The organism is Pelobium manganitolerans, assembly GCF_003609575.1.
In the GTDB taxonomy this organism is placed as follows: Bacteria; Bacteroidota; Bacteroidia; order Sphingobacteriales; family Sphingobacteriaceae; genus Pseudopedobacter; species Pseudopedobacter manganitolerans.
The window spans coordinates 210,189-223,696 of the sequence record NZ_MBTA01000030.1; the positions used below are offsets into that span (position 1 = coordinate 210,189).

15 protein-coding genes and 1 tRNA gene are annotated in these 13,508 nt (G+C 45.6%); 11 read left to right on the forward strand and 5 right to left on the reverse strand.

Features of this window, described 5'->3' with window-relative positions; all coding sequences use genetic code 11:
* Positions 1-98 precede the first annotated feature (98 nt).
* The 6 genes from BCY91_RS17380 (at position 99) to BCY91_RS17405 (ending at position 2,868) form a co-directional block, all read left to right on the forward strand.
* Entirely contained in the window at positions 99-419 is a 321-nt protein-coding gene (locus BCY91_RS17380) for a helix-turn-helix domain-containing protein (RefSeq protein ID WP_182995425.1), read from the forward strand.
* 295 nt (positions 420-714) lie between these two features.
* On the forward strand, positions 715-1,287 hold the full coding sequence (locus BCY91_RS17385; protein ID WP_120183321.1) for a hypothetical protein: 573 nt from the start codon (positions 715-717) through the stop codon (positions 1,285-1,287).
* Between the two features lie 13 nt (positions 1,288-1,300).
* Entirely contained in the window at positions 1,301-1,927 is a 627-nt protein-coding gene (locus tag BCY91_RS17390; protein WP_120183322.1) for a hypothetical protein, read from the forward strand.
* Positions 1,912-2,388: a DUF5675 family protein gene (locus tag BCY91_RS17395; protein WP_182995426.1), complete on the forward strand. Its 477-nt coding sequence runs from the start codon at positions 1,912-1,914 to the stop codon at positions 2,386-2,388. The genes BCY91_RS17390 and BCY91_RS17395 overlap by 16 nt, the downstream gene beginning before the upstream one ends.
* On the forward strand, positions 2,370-2,657 hold the full coding sequence (locus BCY91_RS17400) for a hypothetical protein (RefSeq protein ID WP_120183323.1): 288 nt from the start codon (positions 2,370-2,372) through the stop codon (positions 2,655-2,657). The genes BCY91_RS17395 and BCY91_RS17400 overlap by 19 nt, the downstream gene beginning before the upstream one ends.
* Positions 2,641-2,868, forward strand: a complete 228-nt coding sequence (locus BCY91_RS17405) for a hypothetical protein (RefSeq protein ID WP_120183324.1) — start codon at positions 2,641-2,643, stop codon at positions 2,866-2,868. The genes BCY91_RS17400 and BCY91_RS17405 overlap by 17 nt, the downstream gene beginning before the upstream one ends.
* Before the next feature lie 571 nt (positions 2,869-3,439).
* Here the strand turns inward: BCY91_RS17405 and BCY91_RS17410 are convergent.
* The 5 genes from BCY91_RS17410 to BCY91_RS17430 form a co-directional block, all read right to left on the reverse strand.
* A tRNA-Asp gene (locus BCY91_RS17410) sits at positions 3,440-3,513 on the reverse strand.
* 108 nt (positions 3,514-3,621) lie between these two features.
* A complete protein-coding gene (prfA, locus tag BCY91_RS17415; RefSeq protein ID WP_120183325.1) occupies positions 3,622-4,695 on the reverse strand; it encodes a peptide chain release factor 1 in 1,074 nt (357 codons plus the stop codon).
* A gap of 137 nt (positions 4,696-4,832) precedes the next feature.
* Positions 4,833-5,639, reverse strand: coding sequence for a hypothetical protein (locus tag BCY91_RS17420; protein WP_120183326.1), 807 nt, complete (start codon positions 5,637-5,639; stop codon positions 4,833-4,835).
* A complete protein-coding gene (locus BCY91_RS17425; RefSeq protein WP_120183327.1) occupies positions 5,636-6,397 on the reverse strand; it encodes a UDP-2,3-diacylglucosamine diphosphatase in 762 nt (253 codons plus the stop codon). The genes BCY91_RS17420 and BCY91_RS17425 overlap by 4 nt, the downstream gene beginning before the upstream one ends.
* A gap of 388 nt (positions 6,398-6,785) precedes the next feature.
* Positions 6,786-7,136 (reverse strand): HesB/IscA family protein, encoded by a 351-nt coding sequence (locus BCY91_RS17430; RefSeq protein ID WP_120183328.1) that lies wholly within the window; start codon positions 7,134-7,136, stop codon positions 6,786-6,788.
* Between the two features lie 85 nt (positions 7,137-7,221).
* Here BCY91_RS17430 and BCY91_RS17435 point away from each other — a divergent pair, with 85 nt between their 5' ends.
* From BCY91_RS17435 to BCY91_RS17455, 5 genes are all read left to right on the forward strand, one after another.
* Positions 7,222-7,749 (forward strand): DUF7935 family protein, encoded by a 528-nt coding sequence (locus BCY91_RS17435; RefSeq protein ID WP_120183329.1) that lies wholly within the window; start codon positions 7,222-7,224, stop codon positions 7,747-7,749.
* A 33-nt stretch (positions 7,750-7,782) separates the two neighbouring features.
* Complete coding sequence (locus BCY91_RS17440) at positions 7,783-8,526, forward strand: 5'-nucleotidase C-terminal domain-containing protein (RefSeq protein ID WP_245989246.1); 744 nt, start codon at positions 7,783-7,785, stop codon at positions 8,524-8,526.
* Positions 8,504-9,451 carry a bifunctional metallophosphatase/5'-nucleotidase gene (locus BCY91_RS17445; RefSeq protein ID WP_120183330.1) on the forward strand — a complete coding sequence of 316 codons (948 nt, stop codon included), beginning with the start codon at positions 8,504-8,506 and terminating at the stop codon, positions 9,449-9,451. Before BCY91_RS17440 ends, BCY91_RS17445 begins: the two co-directional genes overlap by 23 nt.
* A gap of 98 nt (positions 9,452-9,549) precedes the next feature.
* Positions 9,550-10,977, forward strand: a complete 1,428-nt coding sequence (dnaA, locus tag BCY91_RS17450) for a chromosomal replication initiator protein DnaA (RefSeq protein ID WP_120183331.1) — start codon at positions 9,550-9,552, stop codon at positions 10,975-10,977.
* 133 nt (positions 10,978-11,110) lie between these two features.
* On the forward strand, positions 11,111-12,364 hold the full coding sequence (locus BCY91_RS17455; protein ID WP_120183332.1) for a prephenate dehydrogenase: 1,254 nt from the start codon (positions 11,111-11,113) through the stop codon (positions 12,362-12,364).
* Positions 12,365-13,508: the final 1,144 nt, after the last annotated feature.

Below are 13,508 nucleotides of genomic sequence, written 5' to 3' on the forward strand. Positions count from 1 at the left end.
CTATATCCATAGCCCGGCTTTATCATTCAATATATTTCCGGTTTTCTTAAATCAACACTTTCTTTCACTTAACTGCTTTCGCCATGAATGACAAATTGATGCCCAAAATTTGCCAGATAGAGAAGGCGGTAAGCAATATCGAGAAACTGATGAATGTCTTGATTCGGGAAAGCATGACGGCGCGGACCGCCGAAGCACTGTCTGAACTCACCGTCGCCCTACAAAGACTGCCTAAGGAGACTAATGATGAAAATGAGGTATGGTTTGACTCTTATGATCTGATGAAGCATTACAAAATCAGCCGAACTACCTTATACCGTTGGCGAAAGAACAAACTTTTGACTCCATCGTATTTAGGGCAAAAGTACATGTTTAAGAAGTCGGACATCGAAAAGATATTGGCACAAGCACCAACATAAAATTCGGAGAAGTAAGTAGTGAATTCTTTTTGTCGAGTGTTAAGCCTGTTTTAAGTATTCCTTAAGTATTCTTTAAGTATTCCTTAAGCGGACGAGTAAAATGTAAAAGTGCAAAAAACAGTGGAATTGGTGTTTCAACGTCTACCAAATTGTTTCAACGTCTACCATTTTGTTTCACGCACCTTCCAACTATTGACAAGCTCATAGCCGATGCCGTAGGTTTGTACCGTCAAATATGAATTACCGGTAAAACATTGACAAACAAACAGATTGTTAAATTTTAAAAATTCAGAAAATGGCAAAATCAATCGGAAATGTAGTTACCACTGGATTCAGTGGGCTCATCGGAAAATTACTGGTCTTCAGACAGCGTGCTGGAAAAACCTTCGTGGGCGACAGGCCGGTAAAATCATCAAAAGCGCCGACCGACAAAATGCTGGAGGTCCGCGCAAAATTCAAAAAAGCAATCGTCTATGCTAAGGCGGTCATCCGCGTAGATGACGAGCTGAGCGCTGCCTATGCGGCGAAAGCTAACAAAGGGCAAAGTGGCTTTAACCTTGCCTTTGCAGACTACATGAAGGCACCTGTGTTTTTGGAAATGCCAGAGTTTCCAGAATATACCGGCAAAAAAGACGAAAGTCTGTCCGTCATGGTCACAGACGACTTCAAAGTCGCTTCCGTTCATTTCACAATCCAGGATGCAGGAGGTGCCGTGCTGGAAAGCGGCGAGGCAACCGGAATAGAAGACAGCCCATTATGGGTTTATCAAACTACCGCAGCCCATGCCAGTGTGTCCGGTGCAACAATCAAGATCGTGGCAAAAGATCTTCCCGGGAATGCCACGACAGAAGAAGTGACCTTGCTGTAACATCTCTGCTGTTATGACAAAAGTAATCATGAAAGGCCCCTTCGCGGGCCTTTCTAAAAAATCGGGTGAAATGGTGCTGTATGTACGCAACGGGAAGACATACTTACGCAAATTACCCGCTAAGCCTAATGGGCGCCAACCATCGGAAAAACAAAAACTGGTGCGGCAACGTTTCGGATTCGTACAGGATATGGTTAAAAGGAATGTAGAGCTGGCCCACTTGGGTTTTCGCGCTTACGCCGGTCGGGAATGTAAAATTTTTGCCAGTAGCCTCTTAGCGGTTTCAGCATTTAACGGCGAGCGTTTCGAGCCAAAAATGCCTGCGATAAAGTTCAGCTACGGCAAACTGAGACCGAGGTTTCACTTAAGGCTGGAAAATACCGACGGCCAGTTAAATGTGGGCTGGGGTGCTCCAGAAAAACAAAATGAACACCAATTGGTGGTCATACTTGCTGCACGCACCGGCGCTATTAATTGGGCAATATGTCCGTTAAGTAAAAAAGCTTGCCGGTTGCCTTTGCATAAAAATGCCGAAAACTATTTATACGCTTTTACCACAGATGCCGCAGCGAACGACAGCTCTAAAACAGTGTACTTTGGGCATATGAAGAAAGGAGGTTCGAAATGGATTTCGGATTAAAAGTGGTAAGGATAGCCAAAGGAGCCAACTCCACGCTCAGCCACCTCTATGCAAACGGTGTTTTTCTTAATTACTTATTGGAAGATAAGCTGTCCACAACTAAAACAGCCGGGCTAACCTGCATACCCGAGGGCGAGTATACGCTTATGCGCAATACCACAGCAGGGATGAACACCAGATACAGGGAGCGTTTTCCTAAGATGCACCGTGGCATGTTGCAGATCTGCGGGATTCCGGATTTTGATTTAGTATTCTTACATATCGGCAATACGCACCTGGACACGCATGGCTGCCCCTTAACCGGCACATACTGGCAAAAGCGGGGCGATGATTTCGAGGTCTGCCAGTCGGAAGCGGCATATCGCTATGTCTATCCGCTTTTGGACAAGCTTTTAGAGGCCGGCGAAATCAAACTAAAGGTCGAGAACAAAACCGCCGCACCATGGAACAGTTTGTTTTAGAAGGCCACATCGGCAGCCTTGTAGCTTCCTTTCTGCTGGGGCTAATCGCCTATTTCATCAAACAGCTGCATAAAGACTTTAAAAAAGTAGTGCAAGACCTAGATGAAATGCGGTCGGCAAATGCGATACGCTACGCAGAAACCCAAGCTGCGCACAAACTGCTGAACCAGCGGCTCGATTTCATGGAATGGCGCCTAGATATGATGGCGCCCTTGAGTAAATCTAATTTGACAACATTAAGCAAAAAGAAAAATGAAACAGATCAATAAAAAACTGGGCATCGTAGGGCGTCTAAAATCGCCCACCCCAAAATTCTTTAAAACCATCCGCAACATTGGGCTAGCACTGGGCGCCGTTGGCGCTACCTTGCTCACTGCCCCTGTGGCACTGCCCACAGGCCTGCTCACTGTTGCCGGTTACCTTGCAACCGCCGGTCTGGTAGCTTCTGCCATCAGCCAAAGCGTACAGGAACAGGAATAAGCTTACATAACATCGAAGAAAATCCGCAGGCTAAAATACTCTTGCGGATTTTTTATTGTCACTATTTTACGTAAAAAGGTGACAAAATAACTATAAAAACGTCTTAAATATCCGATTAGGCATCTCTCAAGTAAATGGCTCAAAGGGTTTTTGCGCTCAATCTTATTAAATTAATTTCCAGTAGATGCCCATATAGCGCTTTGTTTTTCTAGATGTACCAACAAAATATGGTAGACAGAAAAAGCATATTGCTTTAAATTAAATCCTGCACTGTTGCATTTTTTGCAACGGTTCAGGAAGTTAGGGGTGTTTTAATTCATTGCTGATATTTATTATATTACATTTTGCATGCTCATATTGTAGCTTGGGGTTGCCGAAGAATGTCGGGCAATTATGAATACCACCAACCTGTCAATCCCGCACAAATTGGCAAATGTCTTTTAAGTGGGCGTTCGTCTTTTTGATTGCCGATCACCAGCAACAATAACGCACAACTGATAATCTGTTAAAACAAAAAAGCCTGTAAATCTTTAATTTACAGGCTTTTAATCGTTTTTGACATTAGTCTTAGCGGAATGGACGGGACTCGAACCCGCGACCCCATGCGTGACAGGCATGTATTCTAACCAGCTGAACTACCACTCCGTTTTTAGCGTTGCCGCTTCTTTTTTCTTCTTCTCAGAACCCCTTACCTTGCGTTAGGGAGTGCAAATATAGACAAAAGATAAGAAGTCCAAAATTTATTTTAAAAAATTATTCCCCGCTCCCTTCTTTCAGTTTCTCCGCATTCTCCGCAAAGGCCAAAGCCTCTAAAATCTCCGTCAAATCGCCGTTCATCACCGCCGGAAGATTATACGTCGTTAGCCCAATCCTATGCTCCGTCACCCTCCCTTGCGGATAATTATAGGTCCTAATCTTGGCCGAGCGGTCCCCCGTAGATACCATCGTCTTCCGCTTGCTTGCTATCGCCTCATTATGTTTCGCCAGCTCCCGCTCATACAAACGGCTGCGCAGCATCTCCATCGCACGCTCCCGGTTTGCCAGTTGCGAGCGTTCTATCTGGCACACCACCACTATGCCCGTAGGCTTGTGCGTCAGCTGCACCTTCGTCTCCACCTTGTTCACGTTCTGGCCGCCCGCCCCGCCCGATCGCGACGTCTGCAGCTCTATATCTGCCGGGTTAATATACACGTCCACATCCTCCGCCTCTGGCAGTACCGCAACAGAAGCCGCCGAGGTATGCACACGCCCTTGCGTCTCTGTCTCCGGCACGCGCTGTACTCGGTGCACGCCCGATTCGTATTTCAGCACCCCATAAACATCCTCCCCGCTCACCTTAAAAATCACCTCTTTATAGCCTCCGTTGGTGCCCTCTGTCACCTCCAAAGTCTCGCAGCGCCAGCCCCTGGCTTCGCAGTAGCGCACATACATCCGGTACAAATCGCCGGCAAATATCGCCGCCTCATCACCCCCGGTACCGCCCCTAATCTCCACAATCGCATCTTTCTCGTCGCCCTCGTCCTTAGGCACCAGCATCAGCCTAATCTTCGCCTCCAGCTCCTCCTTCTGCGGCAGCAGCAAATCCAGCTCCTCCTTCGCCATCTCCCTAAATTCCGGGTCTTTCTCGTTCGCCAAAATCGCTTTGTTCGATTCAATATTGCTCACCACATCCCGGTATATATAGTACTGGTCCACAATCAGCCCCAAATCTTTATACTCCTTGCTCAGCTGGGCAAAACGCTTCATATCTTGCGTCACCTCCGGGCTGCTCAAAGAAATTTCTACATCGTCTCTGCGTTGTTTTATCGCTTCTAATTTATCTAGCATATGTTTTTTTTGAAAAATAGCGGCACTGCACATCAATTGCTGTAGCCCCGCTGTACGCTCATACGCCACAGGGCATTAGCCACCGGGCCGGTATCCGCTGCCATCGGGTTTAGCTAACCCGGGCCATCACCGCATACTCACTGTTTAAGCGCCCACAAAGTTATATCTTTTTCGTTTATTATTGCCAGCCTATTAAAGCTTAGCACGGCATCTTTAAAGCCTTCCCTAGGCAGGGCAAGCACTTTCTCTGTAAAATTAAAGTAGTTATAGCACAGCAAACGCCCATCCTTTACATAGTATATTTCGGGTTGCACCACCGTAAAAACCCTGTCCGGAAAAACCGCCGCCGTCTTCAGATAGTTTCCGTACTTGTCAAAAATGCGCACCCCTGCCAAAGTATCGTACACATATACCTGTTGCTCATCGCTCAGCATAAACACGCCATGCATATCAAAGCCGTTGCGCTGGTACAAATTGCCGCTCCGCAAATCTTCCACAAAATTAGTACTCAGCTTGCGCAGCTCCCGGTTCAGCTGCTCATATATCCAATAGCCATTGGTGTTGGCGCTGGCAACCAGCGTAACCTGCCAGTCCGGTTTCTCGTTAAAGCTGTATCGGCTAATCTCAGCCAAATTGCTGTTCAGCACCAGTACCTGTTGGTAAGCCGGGTAATACAGTAAAACGCGCAAGGGGTCGCTTACGTCCAGCGCCCCGGCCATGCCATACAGCTTATTGCTGTAGGTCCACAGCAGTTGCCCTTCCGCACCGTATTTATATAGCTCGCCCTGCACGTCAAGCACATATAAATTACCCAAATGGTCCAGGCGCGTAATCCGGGCCTCTTGCGCTATCGTCGCCAGCAAACGGAAATCCTGCGCAAAGCTCCCTTTGCCCCACAGCAGCGGTCCGGCTATCATCAAAAAAATACAGCTTATCTTTTTCATGGTGCCTCACTTTCAAAATGTTTCAGCTGCAGGCTTTCGCCGTCAAACACGGCGTAGCTGCTAAAGTTTACCCACTCGCCCAAATTAACATAGGTCAAATCTTTTACGCGCAGCTCAATAGGGAAGTGCCGGTGCCCCATCACCAGATAATCCACTTTCCCAAATGCTCGATGCAAGCTTTCATAATAGCCCTTCAGCCATTTTTCCTCAAAATCTACCTGCAAGGCGGCCTGCTTCCTGTTGCCCGCCAAACGGCTCTTCTGGCTCCAGTAATTGGCGATGCCGACCCCAAAATTAGGGTGCAGCCGCGCAAACAGCCATTGGCAAAAGCGGCTCCTAAAAATACGCTTCAAAAATTTGTAGCCCCGGTCGCCGTCGCCCAGCCCGTCGCCATGGTGTAAAAAGAAACGCTTGCCCCCCAATTCCAGCAGCAGCTCATCACTGATGAGCTTTGCCCCCAGCTCTTTTTCAAAATAATCAAACATCCACATATCGTGGTTGCCCTTAAAAATATAAAGCTGTACGCCCGCGTCGCTCAGCTCGGCAAGCTTGCCAAACAGGCGGATATAGCCCTTGGGCACCACCGTGCGGTACTCAAACCAAAAATCAAACACATCGCCCATTAGAAACACCGAGTGGGCATCCGTTTTTATATGGTCCAGCCAGCGCACCAGCCTACGCTCGCGCTCGCGGCTGCTGTCATAACTGGGTACGCCTAAATGGAAATCGGAAGCAAAATAATAGTGGTTGCGGGCCATCAGAATTTTAAAAATCGCTTAAAATTATCAAATAATTTTTAAGCGGGCCACAGGGCAGCTGCTAAAAAGCAATACAAAACGCCCGGCCAACCAAAGCCGGCTTCAGGAGCTTTTTATTTTAAGGCCTTAAATGCCATAGATAATCCGGATAATACAGTGCGCTTGGTAGGTGATCCCCAATATCCAAACGTTCATTTTGGTAAACAGCGTTTTTACAAGGTACGGTAGCATCATGTTCTAATTTTGTTCTCTGCCTATCCTAAAATAAAAACTGTGCCGAAGCTTTTTTTCTCGGCACATAGTACCCTCAAATCGCTGTTTATCAGCAATAAAAAATGCCCGTTTTGTTAAAAAACGGGCATTCCACATCAATCAAAAATAAAAAAATCTAAACAGAAAAGCTGGTGCCGCAACCGCAGGTACTGCTGGCGTTGGGGTTGTTAAACACAAAGCCCCGCGCATTTAAACCTTGCTGGAAGTCCACTTCCATCCCGGCTAAATACAGTCCGTGCGCTTTATGCATAAATACTTTAATGCCGTCTATCTCATATTGGCTGTCGCCTTCTTTAATTTGGTCAAAACCTAAAACATAGCTCATGCCCGAGCAGCCGCCGCCCTGTACGCCCAATCTTAAACCGAAAGATGCGTCAAGCTCTTGCTGCGACATTAATTTCTTGATCTCTTTTTTGGCACCCTCGGTAAGCGTTACAGGCGCTACAGTTTCAGTGATGTTACTCATATTAAAATTTAATGTTCAAATATACAGGAAAATGCAGATTTTTGTGGCTCACCGGTGGTATTTTACCTCCAATTTACATTGCAGCATGGACATTTCCCTTTTCTTCATCGACCTGATAAAATTTACATTAGCAGGCCTCTTTGTGTTTTTTACCGCTTTCTTTGTGCTAAAAAACCACTTCGATTCTTACTACAACCTCAAATCTTTAGAATATAAAAGCTTGGTGGCAAAAGATGTGCTGCCTTTAAAATTACAGGCTTACGAGCGCATGACCCTCTTTGTCGAGCGTATCAACCCCGCCAACATGATGTTGCGCTTGCACCAGCCCGGCATGTCCGCAACAGAAATACAAGCTTTGATATTGGCAGAGGTGAAAGCCGAATACCAGCACAACATCACCCAGCAGCTCTACATTAGCGCCGAAGCCTGGAATATCATCAAAAGAGTAAAAGATGATACCATCGTGCTGGTAAACGGGGCCATCAGTGCCGTCAGCCAAGATGCAACTGCGGTGGACCTAAGCAAACACCTTTTCGCCAAACTCTCCCAGCTCGAAGAAAACCCTTACGATTTAGCCATCACTGTCCTCCGCAACGACCTCTCCGAACTATAAGCCCTAACCCCGGACCACCTAACCCCATCGGGCATGCACAAGATTCATCAGAGAATTATAGCCCTTGTTTTGCTGTTTAGCGTGGTGGCCTGTAGCCCTAAACTTAAGGTGGCGCAGTCAAAAGCACAGCTTTATCCCATTTCAGCCAATCTCCCGGCAGATTCGGCCCTTGAAACTTTCATCAGCCCTTACCGCAAAACACTCGACGCTACCATGCACGATGTGGTGGCCCTATCGGCAGTAGAGATACAAAAGGGCAGGCCAGAGGCGCCCCTCAACAACCTTTTTGCCGATGCCATGTTCTTCAGCGGCAAAAAATGGGGCTTAAACTTCGATATTGCTTACACCAATTACGGAGGTTTACGCATTGCCCTGCCTAAAGGCGAAATACACCGCTACCAGGTGTTCGAGCTGATGCCTTTCGAGAATATGCTTGCCTTGGTTACCTTCAGCGGCAAAGATATGCAGGCCTTCTTTGATTTTATGGCCCAAACCGGTGGCGAACCCATTTCTGGCGCCTCTTACACTATTAGCGGTAAAAAAGCGACAGACATTAAAATTAACGGGCAGATCTTAGATGCAAATAAAAACTACACGGTAGTAACATCCGACTATATGGCCAACGGAGGCGATGGAGGAGTCATTTTCAGCAAAGCGCTCAAGCGCGACGATACCCCTTATAAGCTCCGCGATGCTTTATTTTTGTATCTGGATTACTTTAAAAACAACGGCATACAGTTAAACCCGCTAGCAGATGGCAGAATCAAAATTAAATAGACGCAACTTCCTAAAAACAGGTTTTTCTGGCGCGGCGCTTTTAGCCTTAGGTTTAAACAGCGAGAGCCTTTTTGCCAAAGACGACTTTAAGAAACTCACCATACTGCACACCAATGACGTGCACAGCCGCATAGATCCTTTCCCGCAAGATGGCGGACCTAATGCCGGTAGGGGAGGTGTTGCCCCGCGCGCGACGCTCATCAATAAAATCCGCTCCGAAGAAGAAAATGTATTGCTTTTAGATGCAGGCGATATTTTCCAGGGCACGCCATACTTTAACTTATGGGGCGGCGAGCTGGAGATGCGCATGATGAGCATGTTGGGCTACGATGCGGCCATCATGGGCAACCACGATTTTGACAATGGCGTAGAGGGCTTCGTAAAACAGCTGCCCCACGCCAACTTTCCCATCATCAGCTCCAACTACGATTTTCGCGATACGGCAATGGAAGGGAAATCTGTGCCCTATAAGATTTTTAATAAACAGGGGATAAAAATTGGCGTGTACGGATTGGGCATACAGCTGGATGGCTTGGTCAACAAAGCACAATACGGCAATACCAAATACCTAGATCCTTTAGCCAAAGCAAAAGAAGCAGAAAGCAACCTCAAATTAAACCATAAATGCGATTTGGTAATTTGCCTCTCGCACCTGGGTTTCAAGTACCGCGGAGAAAAGATATCAGACGTGGCGCTGGCCGGCCAATTATCCTACACAGATTTGATTATCGGCGGGCATACACATACCTTCTTAAATGCACCAGAACGCCTCAGAAACGCCAACGGAGCCGAAATCCTGGTTAATCAGGTGGGCTTTGCCGGGATCAATTTAGGGCGATTAGACTATGTTTTTTCAAGTAAAAATTCAAAGAAAGTAAGCTATACAGCTGCCTTAGAGGTGGTTGAAGATAATTTCAAAATTTAGTTTTTTTAATCGTTTTTTTTTTCAATCTTCGATGCTCGGAAGTCGGCATCCCCGCCATACTTCCATCGCATTTAAAATCAAATTATTAGAAAAATAAAATGGAAAAAACTTGTACAAGTGTATGGGAAAGTTGTCTGCAAATTATAAAGGATAATATTCCGACGCAAAGTTTCAAAACCTGGTTTGAGCCAATCATTCCGCTAAGGTTAGAAGCGAGTGTTTTAACCATACAGGTGCCAAGTTTGTTCTTTTACGAGTGGCTAGAGGAGCATTATGTAGGCCTCTTGCGTAAAACCATTAAAAAACAACTGGGCGATACAGGCAGGTTAGAGTACAACATCGTCGTCGAAAAATCTTCTTCAAAAAAACCTTACACCACTAATTTGCCCTCTAGCGGCAACGGCGCCGAAGGCAAAAGCCAATCTATCCCCATGCCGGTAGCTTTAAATAAGGACATCAAAAATCCTTTTGTAATACCGGGCTTAAAAAAACTACAGGTAGATCCGCAACTGAACCCCAACTATACCTTTGATAATTTTATCGAGGGAGATTGCAACCGCCTGGCACGCTCTGCAGGTTATGCGGTAGGCGCAAAACCGGGTGGCACTTCTTTTAACCCTTTGATGATTTACGGTGGCGTAGGTTTGGGTAAAACGCATTTGGCGCAGGCCATCGGTAACGAGGTGAAACGCACCATGCCAGATAAATTGGTGATTTATGTTTCTTGCGAGAAATTTTGCCAGCAATTTGTCGACTCTTTAAAGAACAATACCATCAATGATTTTGTGAACTTTTATCAGGCAATGGACATCATTATCATGGATGATGTGCACAACTTCGCCGGTAAAGACAAAACACAGGATATTTTCTTCCACATCTTTAACCACCTGCACCAATCGGGCAAACAGCTTATCCTAACTTCAGATAAAGCGCCTAAAGATTTGGTAGGTTTAGAGGAACGCTTGCTGTCCCGCTTTAAGTGGGGCCTTTCGGCAGATCTTTCTATCCCTGATATCGAAACGCGCATGGCGATCCTGAAAAAGAAAATGTACCAAGACGGGATAGAGCTACCTTACGATGTGATAGAATACGTGGCCAACAATATAGATAACAATGTGCGCGAACTAGAGGGCGCCATGGTTTCTCTGCTGGCACAATCTACCCTTAACAAAAAGGAAATTGATTTGGCCTTGGCCAAGCAGATGCTGAAAAACTTCATCAAAAATACCAGCAAAGAGATTTCTATGGAGTACATCCAAAAATTGGTGTGCGAGTATTTTGAGGTGCCGGTAGAAATGGTGAAATCAAAAACGCGTAAACGCGAGATTGTACAAGCACGCCAAATTTCCATGTATCTGGCAAAAAGCCATACCAAAACCTCGTTGAAATCTATAGGTGCATTCTTCGGTGGCCGAGATCACTCCACCGTCATTTACGCCTGCCAAACCGTAGAGGATTTAATTGATACCGATAAAAAATTCAAAACTTACGTGCAAGACATCCAAAAGAAATTAAAGATGAGCTAGCATAATAAGGATAGCATCAACAGAAATCCTCTTAACAACCTTAAGGGGATTTTTTATGCGCTCAACTTTAGCACAAAAACGCATTTATCTTATCTTAGCCATCAAAAAAATAATTCATCAAAAAAATAAATAAATGAAAATCGGGATCATCGGTTTAGGAGATATGGGCAAGCTTTACGCGATAACCTTCGCAAAGGCGGGCTTGGAAGTGATAGGTTGCGATTTGCCCGACAAATTCGAGGCTTTGCAACAAGAGCTCTTGCCTTTGAACGTTCAGGTGCTTCACAGTTTAAAAAAAGTTGCCCAACAGTCCGATTTTTTGTTTTATGCAGTAGAGGCCGAGAAAATATCAGACGTAGTGGCCCAAACCGCCTTATATTTAAAGCCTACCGTTTTAGTTACTGGGATGACTTCTGTAAAAACGCCAGAAGTGGCCGCTTTTGAAAGATACCTGCCGCACCATACCGAAATTATCATTACGCACTCGCTTCACGGGCCTGGTTTCGCCACAAAAGGACAAAAACTAGTGGTTGCGCCGCACCGCATCAGCAAGCATAGCTATCAAAAAGCACTGGAGGTGTTGAGCGCGCTCGAGTCTGAAGTGATAGAGCTGGAAGATTTCCATCAGCACGATCAAATTATGGCGGATACCCAAGCCGTTACACACATGGGTTTCGAGAGCATGGGCACGGCATGGAAAAACGCCGGAACCTATCCTTGGGAGAGCGGTGCCTACGTGTCAGGCATTGATAACGTTAAAATTTTAACCACCTTACGTATTTTTAGTTACAAGCCGCACATCTACGCTGGCTTGGCGATATTAAATCCTTACGCATCAAGCCAGATACAGGCCTATGCGCAATCAGAGTCGGCCTTGTTTAAAATGATGATCCAGGAAAATGAGGCTGCTTTCCGCGAGCGCATATACAAAGCTCGTGATTTTGTTTTCCACGGACAGCACAACCTTATCCTTTTTGATATCGATATCATGAACGAGTTTAGTATCGGTACCAATGCAACGCTAGAAAAATCCAACTCGCACCTCAGCCTTTTGGCCATGGTAGATGCCTGGCATCAGTTAGGCATCAATCCGTATGACAATATGGTGTGCCAAACGCCACCTTTTAAATTGCGATTAGGTATTGTAGAGTATTTGTTTAAAAACGATGATTTGCTGGAGCGCACCATCCAAACCGCTTTATATGATAAAAGTATCCGTGGCGATGATTTGGAATTCCATACAGCCGTTCGCGAATGGGCCTCTCTCATAAATTACAAAGATATGGAGGGTTACAAGTCGCACTTTTTACAAGCAAAAGCTTTTTTTGAGCCTTTATTAGAAAGAGGTAGAGAGCAAAGCGCAAACTTGATTAACCGGCTTTCTTAAATATTACCGATAAGATTGGCTGTTGATTTGAAGTGTTTGACAAAAACAGCATAGCTTATTTCATAAATCTGAGTTATGGCTAATAATCAATAGCGACGGCTTTTAGCTTGTTATGTAGCCTCGAGAGACTTTTTCTGAACTGGTTTGTAATTTGATTAGCAAAGGCTTTTCTGGAGCCAGTTTCAGCGAAATTGCGTCAGACGCGAAATATCTATATCTTAATAATTCAACTGTAATGGGCTTTAATCCGTTCCTCTACAGGAAATATGGATGACTTTAGCCAAAACTTTAACCGAGAAATTTTGGTTAAAGCGTTTCCGGCCTCGTATTAAAGTTCTACGCAAGTTAACCGCTTTTCAAATACTGACAACAAATGAAGGACGCAGACAAATAAGCTAAACTTGCTTTGCCTCTCTTTTTTGGCTGTCATAGTTTCAATAACAAGAACTTTAGCGTTAAAAAATGAAAGCGATATTGTCTGAAGAAAGTTGTTTCCAATAAACAGGGGAAACTGGCAGAGGAATGTCACCACCGTCTTTAAATATTTGATATTGTAACTCAATAGCAACGGGCTTTAGCCCGTTGTTAAGGCAAAGTATCAATGGCTTTAGCCGAAACTCGATTATTACACGGTTCAGATAAATGAAAAGTTTCTTGTGTACAGGTAACGATGGCGCCAAAACCCCCGATTTTCTCCTTCCGTGCTAAATTTTTTCTCCCACACATTCAGGCTGTTAAGCAAAGGGAAGGCGGAAACCTGAAAATAAAACGCGGTCCTTCTTGCAAAAAGGGAAAAAGAATCGCACCTTTGCACTCCGCAAACGCAAGGTCTGCGGGAGACTGGAAACAGGGCAGGGAAGGCAGAGAGGGGGCGGCCGGAAAAAAAAATAAAAAATAATTTTGGCCGGGAAAAGAAAAAGCTGTATGTTTGCGCCCCGCAACGGCGGGAACACAGAGATAGAAAACAGGCCCTTCCCGGAGGGGGAGCGGCAGTGAAGATAAAAAAGCGCCGCGCGCAGTGATGCGCCGGACGGAAGTTCTTTAAAAAGATATCATGCAGCGCCGGCGGGCGCCCCGAAAAGGGCGCTCCGCCGGGAGGACAGACAGAACAAACAACAGACAGACAGAGATGTCAGGTCTAACT

What these genes read in the sequence shown, in the direction of transcription:
- BCY91_RS17395 (WP_182995426.1), top strand. Translation starts at nt 1,912, where the DNA reads ATGGATTTCGGATTAAAAGTGGTAAGGATAGCCAAAGGAGCCAACTCC.
- BCY91_RS17435 (WP_120183329.1), top strand. Translation starts at nt 7,222, where the DNA reads ATGGACATTTCCCTTTTCTTCATCGACCTGATAAAATTTACATTAGCA.
- dnaA (WP_120183331.1), top strand. Translation starts at nt 9,550, where the DNA reads ATGGAAAAAACTTGTACAAGTGTATGGGAAAGTTGTCTGCAAATTATA.
- BCY91_RS17385 (WP_120183321.1), top strand. Translation starts at nt 715, where the DNA reads ATGGCAAAATCAATCGGAAATGTAGTTACCACTGGATTCAGTGGGCTC.
- BCY91_RS17400 (WP_120183323.1), top strand. Translation starts at nt 2,370, where the DNA reads ATGGAACAGTTTGTTTTAGAAGGCCACATCGGCAGCCTTGTAGCTTCC.
- BCY91_RS17420 (WP_120183326.1), bottom strand. Translation starts at nt 5,639, where the DNA reads ATGAAAAAGATAAGCTGTATTTTTTTGATGATAGCCGGACCGCTGCTG.
- BCY91_RS17430 (WP_120183328.1), bottom strand. Translation starts at nt 7,136, where the DNA reads ATGAGTAACATCACTGAAACTGTAGCGCCTGTAACGCTTACCGAGGGT.
- BCY91_RS17455 (WP_120183332.1), top strand. Translation starts at nt 11,111, where the DNA reads ATGAAAATCGGGATCATCGGTTTAGGAGATATGGGCAAGCTTTACGCG.
- BCY91_RS17425 (WP_120183327.1), bottom strand. Translation starts at nt 6,397, where the DNA reads ATGGCCCGCAACCACTATTATTTTGCTTCCGATTTCCATTTAGGCGTA.
- BCY91_RS17440 (WP_245989246.1), top strand. Translation starts at nt 7,783, where the DNA reads ATGCACAAGATTCATCAGAGAATTATAGCCCTTGTTTTGCTGTTTAGC.
- prfA (WP_120183325.1), bottom strand. Translation starts at nt 4,695, where the DNA reads ATGCTAGATAAATTAGAAGCGATAAAACAACGCAGAGACGATGTAGAA.
- BCY91_RS17390 (WP_120183322.1), top strand. Translation starts at nt 1,301, where the DNA reads ATGACAAAAGTAATCATGAAAGGCCCCTTCGCGGGCCTTTCTAAAAAA.
- BCY91_RS17445 (WP_120183330.1), top strand. Translation starts at nt 8,504, where the DNA reads ATGGCAGAATCAAAATTAAATAGACGCAACTTCCTAAAAACAGGTTTT.
- BCY91_RS17405 (WP_120183324.1), top strand. Translation starts at nt 2,641, where the DNA reads ATGAAACAGATCAATAAAAAACTGGGCATCGTAGGGCGTCTAAAATCG.
- BCY91_RS17380 (WP_182995425.1), top strand. Translation starts at nt 99, where the DNA reads ATGCCCAAAATTTGCCAGATAGAGAAGGCGGTAAGCAATATCGAGAAA.